The following is a 21,308-nucleotide window of genomic DNA, read 5'->3' on the forward strand; positions in this document are numbered from 1 at the left end:
AGGGGCAAGCGTACCCTTAGAAATCGATACCGCCCCTCCTCAGAACGCGGCAAGCGAGCCGCTAGTGCCATGCCCCGACCATCAAACGAAACTATTGCGGAACAGACTGCATCGCTAGCTAGCGCGGCGGTCGTGCTGCTAGGGTTGCTTGCAACGGAACCTGGGCTTGTCTTTGCAACGGGGATCGCGATGGTCGCTGCCGGGCTCGTGTCATCGTGCTTTACCTCGGCGCAAAGAGTCGGCCCAGAAGTTCGACTTCGCTATCTGTTACTTTCCTCGCTCGTATCCCTCCTACTCCTGGGAATGGTGGGTTGTATCGTCTGGGACTACACGAAGGACGTAATATCGTTCTCCGCTGCGATCATGATGGCATTGGCGGGACATGGCACGGTGTACTTCATAACGCGTTCATGGCTAGCGCATCGCCGCAAACCCCTCGTTGGCGACGGCGAAAAGAGGCCGTTGTGACCTACTCTCAGCGTTGGACCGCCGCAATGTTGACATCGATTCTCTTTCCTGGAAGTTTCGCTGTGTGATCGACGCGTTGACTTCACTCGACGCGCGATGTCACGGCGAATACTCTCGATTGTTGATCGCATTTGATACCTGAACGTAGGCGAGCGAACACTGATCGACGGCTATGCCGGTTTAGCACGAGTTCTGGTCTTGATCAGTTCGAGGTCAAATGACGCCGCACAGAAGCTATGCGGTGGGGCTGACCAGTTCTCGATGATCACTCAGGACGCGGCCGGCGATGACGCGGGGCCAGTGCAGGATGAAACACGCTCCCTGGCCGGGTGCCGACTCCACTTCGATCGATCCGCCGTAGGTTTCGACCGTCTTTTTGATGATCGCCAGCCCAACGCCGCTGCCGGTTCCGCCCGAGTTTTTGGCAGCCAGGGTGTGAAAGATCTTGAAGATCCGGTCGTGAAACGCAGGGTCGATTCCCGGCCCATCATCGGCGACGTGAAAATGTACGAAGCACTCGTCGACCGTGGCCGAGACCGTCACCCGGCCGGTCGCCGCGTGGTGGTGCTTGATGGCGTTGGCGATCAGATTGCGCAAGCACGTTTCCAGGGGCGTACGGAGCGTCTCAAAGGTGGGCATGTCATCGGCGATTTGGATCGTGAACTCGGCCGGACGGTCCAACAGCGACGCCAACTGCGCGGCCAGCTCGCCGGTGTCGACTTGATCCAATCGGTCGTTCACCTTGCCGGCTCGTGAATACGCCAGTAGGTCCCGCAGTAATCGGTCCATCAAGGCAATCCGGTCCTGCAGCTTCAGCAGATGCTCGCGACAGTTCGACGGCAAACGGTCGCCGGCATCCTCCAGCGTCCAATCGGCCAGGTGGGCGATGCCTCGCAGGGGCGAACGCAAGTCGTGGGAAGCGATATTGGCGAAATCATCCAGATCGCGATTGCTGCGGCGAAGCTCCGCGACGGTTTGCCGTATCAACGCTTCCTTTTCTTTACGCTCCGAGATGTCGCGCAGAACGATTGCCATAAAGGCTTGCCCCTGCTCGATCCAGTGTGAAGTTGTCACCTCGACCGGAAATTCTTCGCCGCTCTTGCGTCGCCCACAGCGTTCGCGGCTGTCCGCTCGCTCGCTGGCGAACAACGTCTCGGAATTCGCCTTCGAGCCGCCGTGACCGTCCAGATCGTCGCCGCCGAGCAGGAGCTGATAGGGTCGCTCCAACAGTTCCTCGGACGCATAGCCGAAGGATCGCTCGGCGGCCGGGTTGACGTAGATTAAATTGCCCTGGCCGTCGCTGAGGACGATGGGGTCGTGAGCGGAATCGCATACCGCCTTGAATTGTTGTTCCTGCCGCCGATATGCCTGGGTCATCGCGTTGGCCAGTGAGGTAGCGCGTCGGTTTTGCCGACCGATCGAACCGATCACTAAAAACAACAGAACGTCGACGATCAGACCCACACAGGCCACCAAGAAACTGAGCGACGCCTCGGTTGGGCTGATGAAACCCGGTTGCGATTCAAAGTACAGGGTCCACGTACGACCCCGCAAATCCAACGCGAGCGTTCGAGCAAACTTGGGCGTTGGGTCCTTGGCGACGTTGTGCAGGCGGCGGTTGCTGTCGTACAGCAGGTGCTGGCTGGTCAGCACGTCGCCATCGTAGACTTCGAAGTCGATTCCCGCGGTCGGCGAGCCCAGGGTGCCCTCGAACAGATCGCGAGCTCGAAAGGGTGCGTACACGAATCCGGTTACCGCTTTCGCTTTCTCGGCCAGCGTGTCGCGGGGGGCCGCTCGGTCGAACAAAGGCAAGTAGACCAGGAAGCCTGGCTGCACGTCGGTTTCGGTTTCCTGCACCAGGGTTACCAACCCCGAGATGGCAGGTTGAGCGGTGGCAATCGCCTCCTGCATCGCTGCCCGGCGCACCGGTTCGGAATACATGTCGTACCCAAAGGCTCGTTGATTGCGCCAATCAAACGGCTCCAGATGATGCACAACGCCATAGACCGGCCGTTGACCGGGCGGTTTGATTTCAAAGTCCGGAAAGCCCTCTTCCCGGACTCGCCGGACGTAGTCCTGTTTGTCCGCGTCGCGGACGAACGCAGCAAAGCCGATCCCCTGTATCCCTGGGTAGTATTGCTGCAACCGGGAATTGTCGATGAAGGTGCGCCACTCTTCCCGCGACACGCTCCGGGAGGAGGCATAGAGTCCGACGCCGCTGCGCAATACCTGCTCGTATTCCAGCATCCGCCGCTCCACGGCGTCGCGGATCTCACCGGTATGAAACTCGAATCGATCGCGGGCGCGATCTTCCATGTACCGATACGACAGGTACCAAGCCACGGCCGTAACGATCAAGGAGATGCCGAGGATACCCCAAGCCGTAACCGAGCTATGAAAGCGGCTCGTCGAGTAGACATCCCCTTCGGACGTGGCCAAGGAGGAAGGGTCTGAGAGCGGTGTCCCGACGTGCGGGGAAACGTTTTCGGAAGGGGACACGGCGTTCGGCAGAGCAGACTAGGGATGCGGAAGCGTTCGGCGCGGAACGCCGAGCCTGCTCAATATGCCTTATCCGGTGGCAGCACGCAAAGCCGATTCCCTGGAGCCAAAGCGAATTCGTGGCATAGGCTTCCGGCCCGTGAAAGGTCGACGATGACCGGGAAGCTTACGCCACGGCGAACAACGGCAAGGAAATTGAACCGCGGCGAAACGCGAGCGCGGACGGCGGACAACTGGTCGGCTGGTCCACGACGGGCAGGCAATTCTTCGCGATCGCGACCGGCTAAGCACGTCGCAACATTTGATTCGGCTTTACCCTCCCGCTGCGCGGGAGGGTGTTGTCGCGGGGTTTCACCGAAAGATTCATGCCGACGTGCTTAGCCGCGAAGTTTCCAACCCACGATCAGCCCCAAGCCGAAACACCACATGGCCGCCACATCGGGCTTCTCATGCGCGTAATCGCGGAACATAGTCAACACGTCCTTGGCCGGTTCGGAGACGTAGTGCTGGGAGTACTGCTGGGACGATTCGTTGCTGCCGGAACTGGTTTCACGATTTTCGGCACGATCGGTGCGGCTGGACGATTGCGTAGACATGGATGGACAAACCTCGCTTGGAAAATGGGGAAGAAAACAAAACGCAATGGGGCTTTAGCGGCTGAGCCGCTGGTACCAAGACGGTTCGGGGCGTCGCGGTGCTCCCAACGATAATCCCATCAGAATGCCGACAACCAGCCCCAACCCCAGAGCCGCCGTGGTCGATTCCAGCGGATGCTGGCTGATCGTCCGCACGGTCGAATCGTAACCGCGACGAGCCTGTTGGGCGGCTTGAGCGTAGCCTTGACGCAGCGACTCGCCGGCGTCGCCCGCGATCTGCGCCGCTTGGTCGGTGATCGTAGCGTCGCCGGCACAGCACTCATCAAAGAAAGCTTCGATCTGTTCGCGGGACTGCCCCGTTTTACGCTGGATCAAGCCGGCCAACTGGTTCAGGTCGCCCTCGGCCCGGCGGAGATCATCGTCGGTGATCGCGCCGTACTTCTTCTTGACCTCACCGGAGATCGAATTCCACTTTCCACTGAATTCTTGTTTGGTAACCATGTTCGTCCCAGTAAAGGATGGTGAAAGCAAAAGCCCAACGGCCTCCGAGCTGAACGGACGCTCGAAAGACATCGCGGGCGATGGGAAACATTGTTGAATGCAAATTTGATGCCGAGATCTTTGAAACCGCTCGCACCCAGCGGAGCAGGGGCTCGGCCAGCGGAGCAGGGGCTCGGCCAGCGGAGCAGGGGCTCGGCCAGCGGAGCAGGGGCTCGGCCAGCGGAGCAGGGGGCCCTCGTGCCGGACCTGTTGAACCAGACGCCGCAGCGTCGGAGAGACCCGCGTCGCAGCCCGCGCGCCGGCCGGTCGCGGAGGCGCCGCAGCCGGCGGATCAGGGGCCGTTCTGCCAGCGGCCGGTCGCTGGGCGATCGAGGCCACGGCGCGATCAAAGGCGGCACGATCCAGGGGCTTGGGCAAGAAAAAGGTCCCGCCAAAGTGGGCGACGATGGCGTAGATCTCGGCGTCCCGCAGGCTGCTCATCACAATCACCGGCAACTTTCGCAGCGCCGGAGAGGCGTGGTTTCGCAGCGAATGCAGCAGCGTCAGGCCACTGTACACCGGCATATCGATATCGGTGACCACCAGAGCCGCACGGTATTCGGTGAGCAGTTGCCAAGCTTGCTTTCCATCGCCTGCGGTTCGGCAAGTGTATCCCAGACGCTGGATCCAGTTGGCCACCAGAGTCCGATTCGCTTTGACGTCGTCGGCGACCACGGCGATCGGCCGGAGCGATGCCGCCTGAGGATCTGCTTTGGCCGGGGGACCGGCTTCCGCGGGAGGATTCATGTTCAGACCTTTGTAACCAAACGGGGAGGCCCGCGTACGCAGGGCTGCGCGAGCGTTTACGTATGCAAAGCCCGGGCCAAGGCGCGCAAACACGTTCGTCCACAAAACGGTGGACGGGCGTTTTCTGTTCGTAGGGGAACCTGCGGCGCTCAACCGCAGACTGCTCGACCCAGTAGAATACGGAACCACGAACGCGAATCATTTTGCCGCCCGAAGGAAGAGAGGCCACGGTGATGGACAAACAACCAACTTTGGATGTCGCTGGTCGGTCGGACATCGGTCGCCGCCGAGCCGAAAACCAGGACCACTTCCTGATCGCCGACCTCCATCGCCAATTAGAAGTCGTCCAGACGGACATCCCCCTGGAGAAATGCAACGAGCTGTACGGAAACTGTCTGGGCCGCTTGATGGTCATCGCCGACGGCATGGGTGGACATGCCGATGGAGCGTTGGCCAGCGGTACCGCGGTGCGGGCTTGCGCACGCTACGTCCTGGACATGACCAACTGGTTCTTAAAACTATCTTCCTCTAACGAAGACGACTTCAAACGCGAATTAGAAGATTCGCTGGCGGTGGTCCAGCAGTCGCTGTACGACAGAGCGGTGCCTCACGACCGTCAAATGGGCACCACCGTCACGATGGCTTATGTGGTTTGGCCGCGGCTGTACGTGGTGCATGCCGGGGACAGCCGCTGTTATCTGTTTCGCGACAATCAACTGGTTCAGTTGACGACCGATCACACGTTGGCTCAAAAGCTGTTGGAGGACCGTGCGATTACGCCGGAAGAAGCGGCGACGTCGCGGTGGCGACACGTGCTTTGGAATTGCGTGGGCGGCAGCCGGGAACAGGTCGAGACGGAGGTCAGCAAGATCGTGCTCGCCCCCCGCGACAAATTGCTGCTGTGCAGCGACGGTCTGTCCGGCATGCTGGACGACAAACAACTCAGCGAAGCGCTTCGCGAAGAAGCCTCCAGCGGCAAAACCGTCGACCGCCTGATCGAAGCGGCGAATCAAGCCGGCGGCACTGACAACATATCGGTCATCGTCGCCGCCTACGGAGAGGAGGGAGCGGAGGACGCCGAGGATGTTCGGGCGGTGGACGCCTCGCTGGCTGACACCCGGCCTGAGTGACGCGACAACGCCGAGCCCGCTGCGGCCGCCTTCGTGATACCGACCCAGCCCTTGCTATTTTGCTACCGATTCGGCTCAGCGTTTGCTACGTCTCTACGGAGCGGCTTGGCTACAGAGTCGCTTGGCTGCGGAGCGGTCGGCTGAGGAAAACCGCCGGGTGTTCGATGCGGAAACCGGTTCTCGTTCAAAACATTTCACAAGAAAGACAGGCCGTGGGTACGACCCTAGAAAACCAGCGATCCGAAGAACCCAGGGACCGCAATCGCAGCGATGAACAAAGTCGCGGCGCAGCAAAGCATTCGGGAATGGGACCTATGCCGCACGACAGCGGGGTCGCCTTTCGCGTCTGGGCCCCTAATGCAGACAGGGTCAGCGTGGTCGGGGACTTCAATGACTGGGATGCCGGCAACGGAGCGATGGAGGCGGAACCGGGCGGTTGCTGGTACCGCGATTGTGCCGAGGCGGTGATCGGCGACCAGTACAAGTACGAAATCGTAAACGGCGATCAGGTGCTGCGACGGGTGGATCCGCGGGTGCGCGAAGTGGTCAACAGCGTGGGCAACGGGATCGTACACGATCCCGATTTCGACTGGCAGGACGATGACTTCGAAATCGCCAACTGGAACGAACTGGTCATCTATGAAACGCACGTGGGTACGTTTCGCCGCAGCGACGACGATTCCCCGGGCGATTTCGAAGACTTGATCGCCGGCCTGGACCACCTGAAAAAGCTGGGGGTCAACGCACTGCAGATCATGCCAATCGCTGAATTCGCCGGGGATCTTTCCTGGGGCTATAACCCGGCACATATCTACGCAATCGAGAGCGCCTACGGCGGACCGCGGCAGTTCAAACGTCTGGTTCGTGAAGCCCACCGGCGCGGATTCGCCGTCATTCTGGACGTGGTCTACAACCACTTTGGCCCTTCGGATCTGGATCTCTGGCAATTCGACGGTTGGCACGAAAACGACAAAGGCGGGATCTATTTCTACAACGACCAGCGTTCGACCACGCCGTGGGGCGACACCCGGCCCGATTACGGACGCGGCGAAGTGCGTGCGTTCATCCGCGACAACGCCATGATGTGGTTCGACGATTACCACGTGGACGGCCTCCGCTACGACATGACGCTGTACATCCGCAGCGTGGACGGTGCGCAAGACATCCCCGATGGCTGGGGACTGACGCAGTGGGTCAACCGCGAAATCTACGAGAAGTACCCCAAAGCCATTACGATCGCCGAAGACCTGCAGAACAACGACTACCTGACCAAACCTCAGGAGGACGGCGGCGCAGGTTTCTCCACTCAGTGGGATGCCGGGTTTGTGCATCCGGTGCGCGACGTTCTGATTGCGCCCGATGACGGAGCTCGCGACTTGCACAAAATTATCGGAGCGCTGGAGCACCAGTACAACGGCCGCCCCTTCCAACGTGTCGTCTACACCGAGTCCCATGACGAGGTCGCCAACGGCAAGTCACGAGTTCCCAGCGAAATCGACGAAGCCGATCCGGATGGCCGGTTTGCCAAAAAGCGATCGGTGCTGGGCGCCGCCCTGACGTTGACCGCCCCCGGCATTCCGATGCTGTTCCAGGGCCAGGAACTGCTGCAAGACGGATGGTTCCAGGACACCGAAGAATTGGACTGGGAGAACCGTGAAAAGTATCCGGGCATCCTGCGGCTGTATCGCGATTTGATCGCCCTGCGACGGAATCGAGAAGGCCAAACGCGGGGCTTGACCGGCGAACGGCTGCAGATCCTACACGCTAATCATCACGACAAAGTGCTGGCATTCCGTCGCTGGGACCAGGGCGGAAGCGACGACGATACGGTCGTGCTGATGAACTTCAGCCACACCGCGTTCGAAGCGTATCGGTTCGGTCTCCCGGCCGATGGCAAGTGGACGCTGCGGTTCAACAGCGATGCGGAAACGTACAGCGACCATTTCGATGGGCATCCCGTCGGTGATATCGCGGCCGAAGAGCATCGCTACGACGGCCTCGAGTTCTCCGGCGTGAGCAACCTGGGTGCCTACGCCGCGCTGATCTTTTCCAAGGCGTGAGCGTCGGCCCGAACCGGGGCGATCGCCCAAACGGCTCAGGGGCGCGTGGCGGGAGTGCATTCACAGGCGGCAAGCCTATGCCACTGCGGTACCTCGGCTACTTTCGGCGGAGCGAAAGGCGACACTCGTTCACAGGCTGGAAGCCTATGCCACGGCGGTACCCTAGCTACTTTCGGCGGAGCGAAAGGCGACACTCGTTCACAGGCTGGAAGCCTATGCCACAGTTAGGGGCGTTTGATTTCTTTGACGACGCGGACGGCGTTGGGTTCGGGCTTGATTCCCTGGCCGTATCGAACCGCGTACACCTGCGTCGCTTCGGCGCCGAGCAATACGATCATCGCGGTGTAGTAAACCCAGACCAACAGCACCGCCAGCGAAGCCGCGGCCGCCCCCAGCTGGGCTCCGGGTTCGCTGTAACTGAAGTACACCTGCATCAGGGAACGGCCCACCAAGAACAACACCGTGGTGATCGCGGCGCCGACCACGACGTCACGCCAACGCACCTCCGCGTCCGGCATGAACTTAAAGATCGCCGCGAACACGACGAAGACCACCAGGGCCTGAACCGTAAAATGAGTGACCGCGGCAGTGGTTTCAGACATTCCGATCAAACCGCCCAGCCGATCGCCCAGGCTGGTCAGCACCGAGGAGATCACCAGCGAGACCAGCAACAAAAATCCCAGTCCCAGGATCATCGCAAAGGACAGGATGCGTTTCATAAGAAAACTCTTCCAAGCGGTATTCTCCGGGTCCGGCTGGACCTCCCAGACCTGATTCAACGAAGCCTGTAAGGCGGCCACAACGCCCGTCGCACCGACTACGATCCCGACAAAGCTGAGCAAGGTTTTCCACCATTTGCCCTGAGTCTGCTGATGGTTTTCGATAATCGTCGAGATCTGATCGGTGGCGGCCTCATTGCCCAACATCTGAGCGGCTTGACTGGTCAGGATCCCTTGGGCCTTTTGTTCGGCCTGTTCGCTCTCGTACATCACCGACAGCGCGAACGTCAGCACGGTCATCAACAGATACAACAACGGCGGCAGGGCGAAAGCCGTGTAATACGCCAGCGATGCGGCCAGCGTCGTGCAGTTGTTCTTGGAAAACTCGCTGAACGTTTGCTTCAGAAAATTCATGGTCCTGTCGGATGCAAGATGGAGCCTACCCGCGGTGGTGCCGGAGACCTTCACTCGAATGGCAAATGCGAATGCCAAATGCGAATGCCAAATGCGAATGCCAAATGCGAATTCCAAATGCTAGTGGCAAATGGCGTGCCGGCATGGGAACCACCCTCGGCCTCGACAGCTTCTTCGCCGCGCCGGGCAGGACGTTTGCGGTATCCAGCTTTCTGCTTCCTTGGCGCATCCTTTGCACCGCGGGGGGCCACCACCAGCCTATGTTGGGCTGGTGTCAAGCGTGTTCTCCCAGCAACAGAAATGGAGCGAAGGATGTTTTATCACGATGGCGGAAAGCTGCAGTACCCGGTGCGTGTTGAGAAGCCCAGTCCCATCTTTGCCAAAGCGTTACAGCAAGCAATCGGTGGCATCCAAGGGGAAATCCGCGTGTGCCTACAGTATCTGTTCCAAGCCTGGGGAGCGCGCGGACCGGTGAAGTACCGCGACATGCTGCTGGAAACCGGCACCGAGGAGATGGCTCATATTGAAATGCTGGCGACGGCCGTCGCGCTGAATCTGGAAGGGGCTCCGCTGGAACAGGAAGAGGCGGCCAAGGACCCGGTGGTGTACGCAGCGCTCGGTGGCATGAACATTCAACACGTTATCGGCACGTGCATGGCCGCCATGCCGGTGGACAGTGAAGGAGTGCCTTTCAACTGCAGCCATGTCTATGCCTCGGGAAACACGGCTGCCGATATGTTGGCCAACGCAACAGCAGAATCGACCGGTCGCATGCTGGCGGTTCAGCTTTGGAGGATGACCGATGACCCTGGCATGAAGGACATGCTCAGTTACATGATCGCCCGCGACACCATGCATCAAAACCAATGGATGGCGGCCTGGGAAGAACTCGGCGGACGCGAAAACCATCCGATTCCAAACTCGTTCCCGCAGGAACAAGAAAACGAAGATTACAACTACGCCTTCCTGTCCTTCGGCGTCGGCGACGACTTCCAAGTGCCAGAGGGAGCCTGGACCGAAGGTCAATCGTTCGATCACAAAGGATCGAACTCGACCGTCCAAATGCGTCCGCTGGGCGACAAACCGCAATTGGGTGCCGCGCCGCCCAAGGCGGCGGTGCAGAAAGCCCAACTGAAGAAGTAGTCATCCGTGCCATGCATGCAGTTCGAACTAACGAGAGGAACGTGATATGGAACGTGAAATCAAGCGACGGGACGTCATGGGGTCCATGCTGGGGCTGGGTGCCGGTGGTCTGGCCGGGGCTGTGATGGCTCAAACCGCCCAGGCCGCCGACCGCGGCGGCGGAGCATCAGTGCCCAGTGAGGGCAGTACACCCAACGTCTACTGTGGCGAGTTGCGGCTGAGCCCCGGCGGGACGCGAACGCACCAGTTACGGCAGTTCGTCCGCACCAATGTCTGCGATGGCCACGTGTTGTGCACGCTGACCGAACAGGATCCCAATAATCCGGCTATCACCGCAGTGTTCGCTGCGGCGGCTCGGCGGGATGGTGTTTGGGGCGCGGAGATCACCGTGCATTTACTGGCACCGCCCCGCGGGGATGTACAGTTGAGCCTCTTGCACATCGGCGCCGCTGCCCCCGCGCGTTCCGCGATCGGCTAGACTGTAGCGATCTGGGAATGCGGTGAGGTAATTGCGGAATCATTGCGTCTGAAAGGCAAATGAGCGGATCACGACGGTCTTTTTTATCGGTGGCGGCTGGTTGTCTGGCCGTGCCGATGTGCTGCCATGGGCACGAAGAGGGTTTGTCAAAAGCGAGTTCGGCGCCGCGGCTGCCCAGTGTCGATCACTTGCTGAACCGCTTTATGGAGTCGCACAACGTTCTTGGTGCAGCGGTCGCGGTCGCGCGGCGAGGTCGTCTGGTTCATGCCGCCGGCTACGGCAGGACCAGCGAGGCGGGCGGACGGCCGGTCGTCGCCACCGACCGCTTTCGCATCGCCAGCGTCTCCAAACCGGTCACGGCGATCGCGATCCTTCGGCTGTGGCAAGAGGATCGCTTACGGCTGGACGACGCGGTGGCCGACATTCTGGAACTGGAGCCGGTAGACCCTCGGTTTCGTTCGATCACGGTCGAGCACCTTTTGCATCACACCGCCGGCTTTGATTCGGCGAAGAGTCTCGACCCGATGTTCGCGGACGTCCGCATCGCCGGCGAACAGAATGTTCCGCTGCCCATCGACCAGCCGACCATCGTTCGTTTTATGTTGCGGCAGCCCTTGGATTTCGCCCCCGGCACCCGCTATGCCTATTCCAATTTCGGCTACCTGCTGTTGGGTCAGGTCATCCAACGGGTCACGGACATGGCTTACGACGATTATGTTCGGCAACACATCCTGGCTCCGCTGGGCATCGAGTCGATGCAGCTGGGGCGAACCGCCCGGGAACACGCCGCTCGGGACGAGGTGCGTTATCTGGCGGATCACCCCGAGCGGCGTTATCCATCGGTGCTGAGTCCCCGGCGGCAACAGGTGCAAGGTCCTTACGGCAACTTTCATCTGGAGCCGATGGCGGCGCACGGCGGCTGGATCGCCTCGGCACCCGATCTGGTACGCTTGGCGACCGCGTTAGAGGGCCACTCGCCAACCGAACTGCTTTCGCCCGCGGCGCTCGAGCGGTTGCGGCGACGGCCGGCCTGCAGCCGCGAGGGCCAACCTGTGTACTATGGCGCCGGAGTGCAAGTACGCGTTGTGGCACCGGGCACCTACAATCTGTGGCATAACGGATCCTTGGATGGCACCAACAGCCTGTGGGTCCTTCGGCATGACGACATGGCGTGGACGGTCCTGTTCAACCAACGCTACGGGCGAAATCGCAAACCGTTGTCCGGCTTGATCGACGGGCCCCTGCACGGGGCTGTGGATCAAGCTGCCGTGGCGAACTGAGCAGATCGGCAGGAGTCTTTCGGCAACCCTCTTGCCGGGATCAAGCCCCCGACTCTCTCGACGAGAGCGGGCTACTTAAACACGCTGTGCGACGTGCACACATTAATTCGATTCACAACGTTCTCCCTGAGATTGCGGCCTGCCTGCTGATGACGCATTACGATGTCGCGATTGTCGGGTCGGGTTACGCAGGGGCCACGCTGGGCTGGATCTTGGCCGCCCAAGGACGCTCCGTACTGTTGATCGATCGTGCGGCGCACCCGCGCTTCGCGATCGGCGAATCTTCGACACCGCTGGCGGACCTGATCCTCGACCGCCTGGCCGATCGCTACGGCTTGCCCGGCCTGGGCTCTTTGGCTCGCTACGGTCGCTGGAAACGGGATCTATCGCAGCTGGAGTGCGGCCTGAAACGAGGCTTCAGTTATTTCCAGCACGCTTCTGGCCGTCCCTATCACGATACCGCCGATCACCGGCGGAGCTTGCTGGTAACGGCAAGCGCTGACACCACGCTAGCCGATACGCACTGGTTGCGAGCAGACGTCGACCATTATCTGACGCAGGGGGCATCAGCCGCCGGCGCGGATCTTTGCGAACACACACACGTCCAGTCAGCCGTATGGGACCAGCATTGGCGGATCAAGCTGCGGGACGCCACGGCGACAGCTTCCGCGGCGACCAAGAACGTCACAGCGGGCTTCTTAGTCGACGCCACCGGCAGCAGCGGGTTCGCAAACCGGTTCCTGGGAACGCGCGACGTCACCGCTCGTTTGCAAACCCGAACGGCGGCCGTCTATGGCCACTTCGACGGCGTCGGTTCATGGTCGCAAGCCTTGAAACAACAGGGTTTCGGCACCGCCGACGATCCCTTTGATGCAGACCATGCCGCCCAGCATCATCTGCTGGAGGATGGATGGGTGTGGATGTTGCGTTTCGACGGTGGCCGAACCAGCGTGGGACGCGTATTCGCGTCCGACGCCGCCCCCCGACCGTGCCCCTGGCGAGCGATCGCGGACCGCGATACCGCGCCCGGCGAGCCGGCGGTCGACGCCTTGGGACTGCGGGCGTACCCGAGTCTGGCAGCGGTCCTGGAAGACGCTCGGCACGTCGCGCCTGGCTCGGGCGTCGTCTGCCAACCTCGCCTGCAACAAGCACAAACACCCGTCGTTGGCCCCGCCTGGGCCCTACTGCCCACGGCGGCCGCCACGATCGATCCGCTTCATAGCACCGGCATCGCGCACGGTTTGTGGGGCGTTGAGCAATTGGCCGGCATCCTCTTGGATTCGCCGGCCGGCTCTCCGCGGCGGCTGGCTCGGTACGCGGAAATGCTGGAGCGGGAGATCGATTGGCTGGACCGCATCGTCGCCGTTTCGTATGCGAACCTGGGGTGTTTTTCTCGCTTTGCCATCTCCACGATGCTGTACTTTATCGCTGCGATCGATTGTGAAGAGCGTTACGGGGCGGGCGAATCGGTCTCGGCCCTGTGGTCGGTGGACCGTCCGGAATTGATGGCCGCAATCGATGACTGTACGGCGTGGCTGCAACCGCCGGGCGGCTCGCTCGAACAACTGGCCCGGCGCGTCCGAGCGCGGCTGCAGCCGTGGAATACGGCGGGTTTGCTGGACGCATCGGCAAAGAATCGTTATCGCTATACTGCAGCACCGAAGTAGTCGCTTGCTCACCAACACCGCCTCCTGCCGACTTATGAACAACGCAAAGATCGCCGACGTATTCGACGAACTGGCCGACCTGCTGGAACTGAAGGGCGAAAACCCGTTCCGGATCCGTGCTTATCGCAACGGCGCCAAGGCCGTCCGCGAACTGGACGAATCGATCGCCTCGATCCTGGCCGACTCGTCCCGCAAATTGGAAGATGTCCCGGGTATCGGCAAGACGATGGCCGAAAAGTCACAGGTGCTGCTGGATACCGGCAGCCTCCCGCAACTGGAAGACCTGCGCGAAGCCTACCCCGCCGGCGTGCTGCAGATGGTTCGAGTACCGGGCCTGGGCGCCAAGAAAGCGGCTGCGCTGCATCGCGAACTGGGGGTCGAAACCCTGGACCAATTACGCGATGCCTGTAACCGCCAGCAGGTGCGGAAGTTGAAAGGTTTCGGTGCCAAAACCGAACAGACGATTCTGGAAGGACTGGAAATCGCGCAAGCCGCAAACGAACGCCTGCGATGGGTCGAAGCCGACCGGATCGTGCATGCCTTGCTGGAACACATGCAGGCCTTGACCGGACTCGAACAGATCCAACCGGCGGGCAGCTACCGCCGCGGCCGAGAGACGGTCGGGGACGTGGACCTGTTGGTCGTCGCTCAGGATCGCACCGCCGCGATGGATCACTTCGAAGCGTTTCCTGGGCGAGCCGATACGATCGCTCGCGGCGATACCAAGGTTTCGATTCGCGTCGGCGAATCGTTTCAGGTGGACATGCGAGTGGTCGAAGCGGAGCAGTTCGGCGCGGCCCTGCAGTACTTTACCGGATCCAAAGAACACAATGTACGCCTCCGAGGAATCGCCAAGAAACGCGGCTTGAAGATCAACGAGTACGGCGTGTTCAAAGACGACGACGAGGCGTCGATCGCGGGCAAGACGGAAGCCGAAGTCTATGAAGTGCTGGGGATGCCGTGTTTTCCGCCGGAGATCCGCGAAGATCGTTTTGAGTTCGGCTGGGCCGAATCCGGAACGTTGCCGGAGTTGATTTCGATCGATCAGATCCGGGGTGACCTGCACATGCACACCACGGCCACCGATGGCCAAGCGACGATTCGTGAAATGGCCGACGCCGCCATCGAACGAGGACTGGGTTACATCGCCATCACCGACCACTCCAAACGTGTGGCCATGGCCGGTGGCCTGGACGCGGAGGCCCTGCGTGAGCAGTGGAAGATGATCGACCAGATCCGGCCGGAATACGAAGGTCGACTGCAAATCCTGAAAGGGATCGAATGCGACATCCTGGAAAACGGCGAGATGGACCTGGACGAAGCGGTCCTGATGGAGGGCGACTGGATCATCGCCAGCGTCCACTACGGCCAGAAACAGTCACGCCAACAGCTGACCGATCGCATCTGCGGCGCCCTAGAGCATCCGGCCGTCAGCATCGTTGCCCACCCCACGGGCCGGCTGATCAACCGACGAGCGGCTTATGACGTGGATATCGAAGCGGTGGTGCAAGCGGCGGCCCAGCACGGCAAGTGCCTGGAACTAAATGCCAACCCAGCGCGTTTGGATTTGAACGACCTGCACCTGATGCTGGCCAAACGTCACGGCGTCCCGATCGTGATCAGCACCGACGCTCATTCGACCGAAGGACTGGACGTCATGCGGCACGGGATCCAACAAGCCCGCCGCGGCGGGCTGACAGCCGCCGACGTGGCGAACACCCGAGCGTGGGCAGAGATGGATCCACGCGGCCGCTAGAGTTGTCTCCGTCGTGATATTTACTGCGGGAATACCGGTTCGGCGTTGTCGCCGGTCGCTTCCGACTCGATCGCTTCGACCTCGACCTGCATGTCGCCCATCATGCCGGCGACCGTCTGGGCCAGCGAGTCGATTACCTGGTCGAATTCCGCTTGCGTTTTGGCACTCAACAACGCGTTGACCGGCGCGCCGACCATCATCAAACCCAGCTGCATCTGCATCATATTCTGTTGCCCTTCGGGCGTTTTCATCTGCGCGATCTGGGCACGCTGTTCCGCGATCGTTTCGTCCCACTCGGCGACCATATCGGCTGGCAACCAACGGTTGTCGACTTTGACGAATTTCTGTTCGGTGGTTTCGTCGCCAAAGGTGATTCGAAACGTCGCTTCCTGGTCGGACTCGTCCAGCGTTTCGATCGTCGGGGTCTCGGCCACCTGTCCGAAGGGGCTCTGCGGAACCGAGCTGGCATTCTCGGCCAGCTTCATAAACGCCTCGCGGATGTCCCGCGCGTCCTGGGCAATGAACTGGTCGACATCCAATTGCTTCATCGCGTCTTGATCGGTCAATCGACTGTTGACGATCGCAGCGAGCAGACCGGCCGCTGCGTCCCAAGCCGCCTGGGCGTCTTCCTCGCCGCCCAACAGCGGTCCCAGCTGGGGGTTTTGGAAGAACATCTCTCGTTTGGTCTGAACCAGTTCGGCAGCGTTCTTCAGCAAGCCCACGACACCGTTCCAGGTTGCCGCTGGGATCGCGTCGGCTTGCATCCGAAGGTTCTGCTGGACGTCGGCCTGATAGCGCGGCGGCAGCGCATCCCAGAGCGTGGGAAGATGAAAGCGTGCCATTGCCTGGGTCAGTACCCGCGCGGTTTCACGAGCCGTCGGTTCGGGTCCCAGCAGACTTTGCGGCGAGTCCCCGGCGCCGGCCGCGAGGTCGCCGGCCGGCGGGCTCTGGGGGTTGTTGCCCGACGGCTGCGAAGCCTCGTACAAGCGTTTGGCCTGGGCGACGCTCTCGGCGTTCAATCGCTGCAGCGGAACGGCGATCACACTGCCGTCGTCTTTCTTCAGGTACAGCAGGCCACGTTCGACGCGTTCAAACGACGCTTCGATCTGAAACTTGCCGGTACTGTCGGTCCAGGTTTCCGCCGAAACCGCGGGCACGATCCCCAGTCCGGAGGTCAACAGAATAACAAGCGTAGCGAGCGATAAACGAGACATAGCGGTTTCACCGTTGGAGAGCTGAGACGTTGAACTATTTCTTAACCAGCGACCAATCGCGTCGCTGGCGACTGGACGGAATGCCCATTTTCTTACGGTACTTGGTCACGGTCCGTCGCGCGACGGTCATCCCGACTTTCTTCAACTCGTCGACCAAGTCCTCGTCGCTGTGGGGGCTGCTCTTGTCTTCCTTGTCGATCAACTCCTGCAGCTTCAACCGGATCGTATCCCAGGCAACATCTTCGCCGTCACCGGTTTGGGTGCCGCCGACGAAGAAGCGTTTCATGGGCAGGATTCCCCGCGGGGTCTGCATCCATTTATCATCGACCGCTCGGCTGACCGTGGTGACGTGCACGCCGACGCGGTCGGCAATCTGCTGCATCTTCAGCGGCTCGATCGCTTCGGGACCTTCGTCCAGAAACCGGGCCTGATGTTCGACGATGGCCTGCGCCACTTTGGTCAGGGTGCTGCGTCGTTGTTCGATCGAATCGATCAACCACTGGGCGCCGTTGATCTTCTTTTTGATGAATTCGCGTTCTTCGTCGGTGCTGGTCGGATCCTGCAACCGGGTTCGGTAGTACTCGCTGATGTACAGCCGCGGCACGCGATCGTCATCGAGGGTGACTTTGTACTTGCCGTTTTCGTCTTGCTCGACGATCACGTCCGGGGTCACGGTGGGCACGTACGTTTTGGTAAACGCGTTGCCGGGTTTGGGATTCAGTTTGTGCATCGCATCGCGGGCGGCCTGGATCGTTTCGATACTGAACCCGGTTTTTCGCTGGATCGCGGGCATTCGGTTTTCGGCCAGATCCTGCAGGTGATGACTGATCAGGGTTTTCATTTCGTCGTACAGCGGCACATCGCCGGTCAACTGCAACAGCAAGCACTCGCGGAGGTCGCGGGCCGCGATGCCGACCGGTTCGAGCGACTGGACGACCGCCAAGGCTTCCTTGGCAATCTCCAGATCCTCTTTGCTGTGGTTCGACGGCAGCAGATCGCCCAGCGGCATCCGCAGGTAACCGCCATCGCGGGCATCCAGCGTACTGATGATCCGTTCGGCCATCGCCTCGACCCGATCATCGATGTCCATTTCGGACAACTGATGCAGCAGGTAATCGTTCAACGACTCGGGACGGGTTTCCGTATTGGCCATCAGATCGTGACGGCGATCGGCTTCCTCCTGCATGCGGTTGGCCGAGCGGCGGAACGAATCGTCGAACGTATTGGGCAGTTCGCTGTCCATGTTCAGCAAACGTTCGAAGTCGTCCTTGTTGTCGTGGTCGTTGTCGACGACCAGCTCTTTCTCGGTCTCCGCTCGCGTATCCTTCGAGGGCACCTCCGACTCGTCGCTTTCGTCGGGAGCCAGCGGATCGGTTTCGGATTGTTCCAGCAAAGGGTTTTCGTTCATCTCTCGCTCGATGCGTTCCTGCAGTGCCAGCACGGGCAACTGCAGGATCTCCATCGATTGAATCATACGCGGGGCAATTTTCTGAACTTGCAACTGCCTGGCATCAAGGCCCATCGACATGCGCATCAGAGGGTACTCCACTGGAGGTGTTTTCAAGGAATATTTCGTCTCAGCCTGGCCTGGACCTGCGACAGCGATCTGCCGTGCCCCGAGCCACCCCTGCCGAAGGTTTACAGTTTCTGGCGTCCGGTCAGGGCATCTGCCAGGATTTCTTTGTTGGCGTATTCCAACACGCTGCCGGCGGTGATGCCACGCGCCAACCGCGTCACGTTCACCGGAAATTCAGCCAGCAGGTTCGAGATGAACAACGACGTCCCATCGCCCTCGAGCGTTGGATTGGTCGCCATGATCACCTCCTCAAAATTCCCCGTCCGGACCCGATCGACCAGCGGATCGATGGTCAATTGGTCCGGACCAATTCCGTCGAGCGGAGCGATCCGCCCCAGCAGTACATGATACAGGCCGCGGTACACGCCGGCCTGTTCCAAAGACATTAAATCACGCGGCTGTTCGACGATGCACAGCCGCGTCGTGTCCCGCTGGGGGTCGGAGCAGATATTGCATCGCTCGCCCTCGGACAGGTTGTAACAAATACTGCAGTAATGAACGTTCTCGCGAACGCGCGTGATCGCGTCGGCCAACTGCAGTGCCTCGGCCTTGGGGACCCGCAACAGATGGTACGCCAGTCGTTCGGCGCTCTTGCGACCGATGCCGGGCAGACGGCCCAGTTGCTGGACCAAATCGTCGACCGATCCGGATTCTGATGACAACACCGCTGGCTAACCACCCGTCAGGGAAGCCATCGCGCCGTCCATCCCCGGCAGTCCCCCGATGTTCAGCTCTTCGGTCAATCGCTGCATCGACTCGGCGAACATCTGTTTTGCCTGGGCGTGGCCGCGATTGGTCGCCTCGCAGATCCACTGCTGCAGGACCGAGTCCTCGTGGTCGGCGGCAGCGAATTCGATCCGCTGCATCTCGCCGAGACCGTTGAAGTGAGCCACGACCGCGCGGTCGCCGGCTTCGACCGTAAACGTCTCTTGACGGAGCTGGTCATTCATCTCCGCGATCGCTTCGGGCAGTTTTTGTAAACCGCTCATCATCGAAGCAATATTTCCAAATTTGAACATCGATATCCTGGGTCTAGTCCACGATCACGATCGGGGTTCGTCGACGCGGACCACTTCCGCGTCGAATATTTCCATGCACTTCTGCACCCAAGGATGGTTTTGCAATTCCCGTTGCCGCTGCCGACGTTCACTGGTCGTGCTCGGCGGCGGAGCCAATGGTTTGCTGACCGCCTTGGGGTCGAACCCCAATTCTATCAGCACACGGCGTGCCGCGGTGCCACAAACGGCTTCGTCAATTTTATTTTTCTGTTCAGGTTTTTCGCAGCGGCTCTTGGTAAGCGTTAAATCCTTGGGAAACAGCAGGCGAATCTTGCCCGCTTCGAGGCATTCCACCCGGCTGACCTGTTGAGCCAAACCGGCGGTCAGCTCGTCCATCTGAGCCAGAGCCTCACGCCACAGCCGCCCGACCCCCTGTTCGGTCCACTGCACGGGCGTTCCGGGCCGAATCGTCGCGGCCGCGGCCGGGTGACCAGCCGGCGCCGTATTACCCGCCGCCGGCGAAGCATTGCCCGCCGCCGGCGAAGCATGACCCGCCGCCGGCGAAGCATTGCCCGGGGCGGGCGAAACCGCCGCGGTTGGCACGGCAACTGCCCCGCTGGCGGACGAACGTCCACTTTCCGGATTCGCCCCGGCGGCCGGATTTGCCGCAGGCGGCACAGAGCCCGGGGCCGCGGCACCGCTTGCCGGCGTCCTATCGGCCTGCGGGACGCTGGCCGGGGCCGCGGTGGGCGGCCCCGTCGTCCGCCCCGCCGCGGCATCGGGACCTACGAGGTTGGCTTTAACGTTTTTTTTTTCCGGGTCGCCGCCGGCCGCTTCCAAAGCCGCCATCGCGTCGGCGATTCGCTGCAGGTCGGGCAACTGGCAGATCTGGATCAAAGTCGTTTCCAGCAGCACGCGGCCGTGCACGCTTTGCCGGATCCGGACCAGGGCCTGATCCAACAGCGACACCACGGCCAGGACGGTCGACACGCCCCACTTCTGGCCCCGCTCGCGCAGCTCCTCGTGCATCGATTCGCTGCAGAACCGCAGCATTGTCGGCGAGCAGCCGACCGTGGCGACCATCAGATCGCGAAAGTGCCCCAGCAGCTGCTCGCCCAGCTGGCCCGCATCGACGCCGGCCAGGATGGCCGCATCGGCTTGCTGGAGCGCGGCGGCGGAATCACGAGCGATCAGGGCCGACGTCAATTCGCTCAGACGTTCGTCGTCGGCGGTGCCAAGCATGTTGTGGACCGCTTCGACCGTCAATCCTTCGCTGCTGAAGCTGAGCACCTGTTCCAGCAGGGACTGGCTGTCGCGCATCGAACCCGCCGCGCGGCGAGCGATCAAGCGCAGGGCTTCGTCTTCGGCGTGGGCGTTCTCGGCATCGACGATCTCGCGCAGCCGAGCCATGATCTGGTCGGTGTGGACCGGCGCAAAGTCGAAGCGTTGACAGCGGCTGAGCACGGTGATCGGGATCTTTTCCGGATCGGTCGTGCAGAAGATGAACTTGACGTGCGGCGGCGGCTCTTCCAGCGTTTTCAGCAGGGCGTTGAAGGCCGCCTGCGTCAGCATGTGGACTTCGTCGATGATGTAGATCTTGTATCGAGCCCGACTGGGGCGCACGCCGACGCCCGCGCGGAGGCTGCGGATTTCATCGATCCCGCGGTTGCTGGCACCGTCGATTTCCAACACGTCGACGTCTTCCCCCGCATCGATCGACTGGCAGATATCGCTGTCGTTGTCGGGCGTGGCCGTCGGGCCTTCGGGGGCGTTGAGCGCTTTGGCAAAGATCCGCGCCGTGCTGGTCTTGCCGACTCCGCGAGCCCCGGTGAAGAGGTACGCGTGGCCGACGCGGTTGGTTTCGATGGCGTTCTTCAGGGCTTGGCCCACGTGGCCCTGGCCGACCAATTCGCCGAAATTCTTGGGGCGATAACGCCGGGCGACGACAACGTATTTGTCGGAGGACGTTTCCTGAGGGGCAGGGGATTCGGCCATCGTTTTCTAAGCAGAGTCCAACAAGAGA

16 protein-coding genes are annotated in these 21,308 nt (G+C 61.2%); 7 read left to right on the top strand and 9 right to left on the bottom strand.

Annotation, left to right across the window (positions count from 1 at the left end; genetic code table 11):
• Nucleotides 1-702 precede the first annotated feature (702 nt).
• The 3 genes from GE027_RS03315 to GE027_RS03325 all read right to left on the bottom strand — a co-directional run bounded on the left by GE027_RS03315 (nt 703) and on the right by GE027_RS03325 (nt 4,850).
• Nucleotides 703-2,967 carry a CHASE domain-containing sensor histidine kinase gene (locus tag GE027_RS03315; protein WP_153555749.1) on the bottom strand — a complete coding sequence of 755 codons (2,265 nt, stop codon included), beginning with the start codon at nt 2,965-2,967 and terminating at the stop codon, nt 703-705.
• 377 nt (nt 2,968-3,344) lie between these two features.
• The gene (locus GE027_RS03320; protein WP_153555750.1) at nt 3,345-3,563 is read right to left on the bottom strand and encodes a hypothetical protein; all 219 of its coding nucleotides are present in this window, start codon (nt 3,561-3,563) and stop codon (nt 3,345-3,347) included.
• 54 nt (nt 3,564-3,617) lie between these two features.
• Complete coding sequence (locus GE027_RS03325; RefSeq protein ID WP_153555751.1) at nt 3,618-4,850, bottom strand: response regulator; 1,233 nt, start codon at nt 4,848-4,850, stop codon at nt 3,618-3,620.
• A 233-nt stretch (nt 4,851-5,083) separates the two neighbouring features.
• Here GE027_RS03325 and GE027_RS03330 point away from each other — a divergent pair, with 233 nt between their 5' ends.
• Entirely contained in the window at nt 5,084-5,980 is an 897-nt protein-coding gene (locus tag GE027_RS03330) for a PP2C family protein-serine/threonine phosphatase (protein ID WP_153555752.1), read from the top strand.
• Between the two features lie 305 nt (nt 5,981-6,285).
• Nucleotides 6,286-8,040: an alpha-amylase family glycosyl hydrolase gene (locus GE027_RS03335; protein WP_153555753.1), complete on the top strand. Its 1,755-nt coding sequence runs from the start codon at nt 6,286-6,288 to the stop codon at nt 8,038-8,040.
• 224 nt (nt 8,041-8,264) lie between these two features.
• Here GE027_RS03335 and GE027_RS03340 read toward each other — a convergent pair whose 3' ends face one another.
• Nucleotides 8,265-9,173: a YihY/virulence factor BrkB family protein gene (locus tag GE027_RS03340; RefSeq protein ID WP_153555754.1), complete on the bottom strand. Its 909-nt coding sequence runs from the start codon at nt 9,171-9,173 to the stop codon at nt 8,265-8,267.
• Nucleotides 9,174-9,485: 312 nt separating this feature from the next.
• Here GE027_RS03340 and GE027_RS03345 point away from each other — a divergent pair, with 312 nt between their 5' ends.
• The 5 genes from GE027_RS03345 (at nt 9,486) to polX (ending at nt 15,497) form a co-directional block, all read left to right on the top strand.
• Nucleotides 9,486-10,316, top strand: a complete 831-nt coding sequence (locus tag GE027_RS03345; RefSeq protein ID WP_153555755.1) for a manganese catalase family protein — start codon at nt 9,486-9,488, stop codon at nt 10,314-10,316.
• A 46-nt stretch (nt 10,317-10,362) separates the two neighbouring features.
• A complete protein-coding gene (locus tag GE027_RS03350) occupies nt 10,363-10,794 on the top strand; it encodes a hypothetical protein (RefSeq protein ID WP_237607228.1) in 432 nt (143 codons plus the stop codon).
• A gap of 143 nt (nt 10,795-10,937) precedes the next feature.
• Nucleotides 10,938-12,074 (top strand): serine hydrolase domain-containing protein, encoded by a 1,137-nt coding sequence (locus GE027_RS03355; RefSeq protein WP_162006554.1) that lies wholly within the window; start codon nt 10,938-10,940, stop codon nt 12,072-12,074.
• A 149-nt stretch (nt 12,075-12,223) separates the two neighbouring features.
• Nucleotides 12,224-13,741 carry an NAD(P)/FAD-dependent oxidoreductase gene (locus GE027_RS03360; RefSeq protein WP_153555810.1) on the top strand — a complete coding sequence of 506 codons (1,518 nt, stop codon included), beginning with the start codon at nt 12,224-12,226 and terminating at the stop codon, nt 13,739-13,741.
• 34 nt (nt 13,742-13,775) lie between these two features.
• Nucleotides 13,776-15,497 carry a DNA polymerase/3'-5' exonuclease PolX gene (gene polX / locus GE027_RS03365; protein ID WP_153555757.1) on the top strand — a complete coding sequence of 574 codons (1,722 nt, stop codon included), beginning with the start codon at nt 13,776-13,778 and terminating at the stop codon, nt 15,495-15,497.
• Between the two features lie 20 nt (nt 15,498-15,517).
• On the opposite strand, the gene GE027_RS03370 is transcribed toward polX, so the two are convergent.
• From GE027_RS03370 to dnaX, 5 genes are all read right to left on the bottom strand, one after another.
• Entirely contained in the window at nt 15,518-16,711 is a 1,194-nt protein-coding gene (locus tag GE027_RS03370; protein ID WP_153555758.1) for an SHD1 domain-containing protein, read from the bottom strand.
• A gap of 34 nt (nt 16,712-16,745) precedes the next feature.
• Entirely contained in the window at nt 16,746-18,245 is a 1,500-nt protein-coding gene (gene rpoN, locus GE027_RS03375; protein WP_153555759.1) for an RNA polymerase factor sigma-54, read from the bottom strand.
• A gap of 104 nt (nt 18,246-18,349) precedes the next feature.
• Complete coding sequence (gene recR, locus GE027_RS03380) at nt 18,350-18,949, bottom strand: recombination mediator RecR (protein WP_153555811.1); 600 nt, start codon at nt 18,947-18,949, stop codon at nt 18,350-18,352.
• A gap of 9 nt (nt 18,950-18,958) precedes the next feature.
• Nucleotides 18,959-19,306 carry a YbaB/EbfC family nucleoid-associated protein gene (locus tag GE027_RS03385; RefSeq protein ID WP_153555760.1) on the bottom strand — a complete coding sequence of 116 codons (348 nt, stop codon included), beginning with the start codon at nt 19,304-19,306 and terminating at the stop codon, nt 18,959-18,961.
• A 24-nt stretch (nt 19,307-19,330) separates the two neighbouring features.
• Nucleotides 19,331-21,280, bottom strand: coding sequence for a DNA polymerase III subunit gamma/tau (gene dnaX, locus GE027_RS03390; RefSeq protein WP_153555761.1), 1,950 nt, complete (start codon nt 21,278-21,280; stop codon nt 19,331-19,333).
• Nucleotides 21,281-21,308: the final 28 nt, after the last annotated feature.

Source organism: Roseimaritima sediminicola, from assembly GCF_009618275.1.
Taxonomy (GTDB): Bacteria; Planctomycetota; Planctomycetia; order Pirellulales; family Pirellulaceae; genus Roseimaritima; species Roseimaritima sediminicola.

Coding starts and splice junctions, on each gene's coding strand:
- GE027_RS03320 (WP_153555750.1), bottom strand. CDS start 3,563: ATGTCTACGCAATCGTCCAGCCGCACCGATCGTGCCGAAAATCGTGAA.
- GE027_RS03325 (WP_153555751.1), bottom strand. CDS start 4,850: ATGAATCCTCCCGCGGAAGCCGGTCCCCCGGCCAAAGCAGATCCTCAG.
- GE027_RS03330 (WP_153555752.1), top strand. CDS start 5,084: ATGGACAAACAACCAACTTTGGATGTCGCTGGTCGGTCGGACATCGGT.
- GE027_RS03335 (WP_153555753.1), top strand. CDS start 6,286: ATGGGACCTATGCCGCACGACAGCGGGGTCGCCTTTCGCGTCTGGGCC.
- GE027_RS03340 (WP_153555754.1), bottom strand. CDS start 9,173: ATGAATTTTCTGAAGCAAACGTTCAGCGAGTTTTCCAAGAACAACTGC.
- GE027_RS03345 (WP_153555755.1), top strand. CDS start 9,486: ATGTTTTATCACGATGGCGGAAAGCTGCAGTACCCGGTGCGTGTTGAG.
- GE027_RS03350 (WP_237607228.1), top strand. CDS start 10,363: ATGGAACGTGAAATCAAGCGACGGGACGTCATGGGGTCCATGCTGGGG.
- GE027_RS03360 (WP_153555810.1), top strand. CDS start 12,224: ATGACGCATTACGATGTCGCGATTGTCGGGTCGGGTTACGCAGGGGCC.
- polX (WP_153555757.1), top strand. CDS start 13,776: ATGAACAACGCAAAGATCGCCGACGTATTCGACGAACTGGCCGACCTG.
- GE027_RS03370 (WP_153555758.1), bottom strand. CDS start 16,711: ATGTCTCGTTTATCGCTCGCTACGCTTGTTATTCTGTTGACCTCCGGA.
- rpoN (WP_153555759.1), bottom strand. CDS start 18,245: ATGCGCATGTCGATGGGCCTTGATGCCAGGCAGTTGCAAGTTCAGAAA.
- GE027_RS03385 (WP_153555760.1), bottom strand. CDS start 19,306: ATGTTCAAATTTGGAAATATTGCTTCGATGATGAGCGGTTTACAAAAA.
- dnaX (WP_153555761.1), bottom strand. CDS start 21,280: ATGGCCGAATCCCCTGCCCCTCAGGAAACGTCCTCCGACAAATACGTT.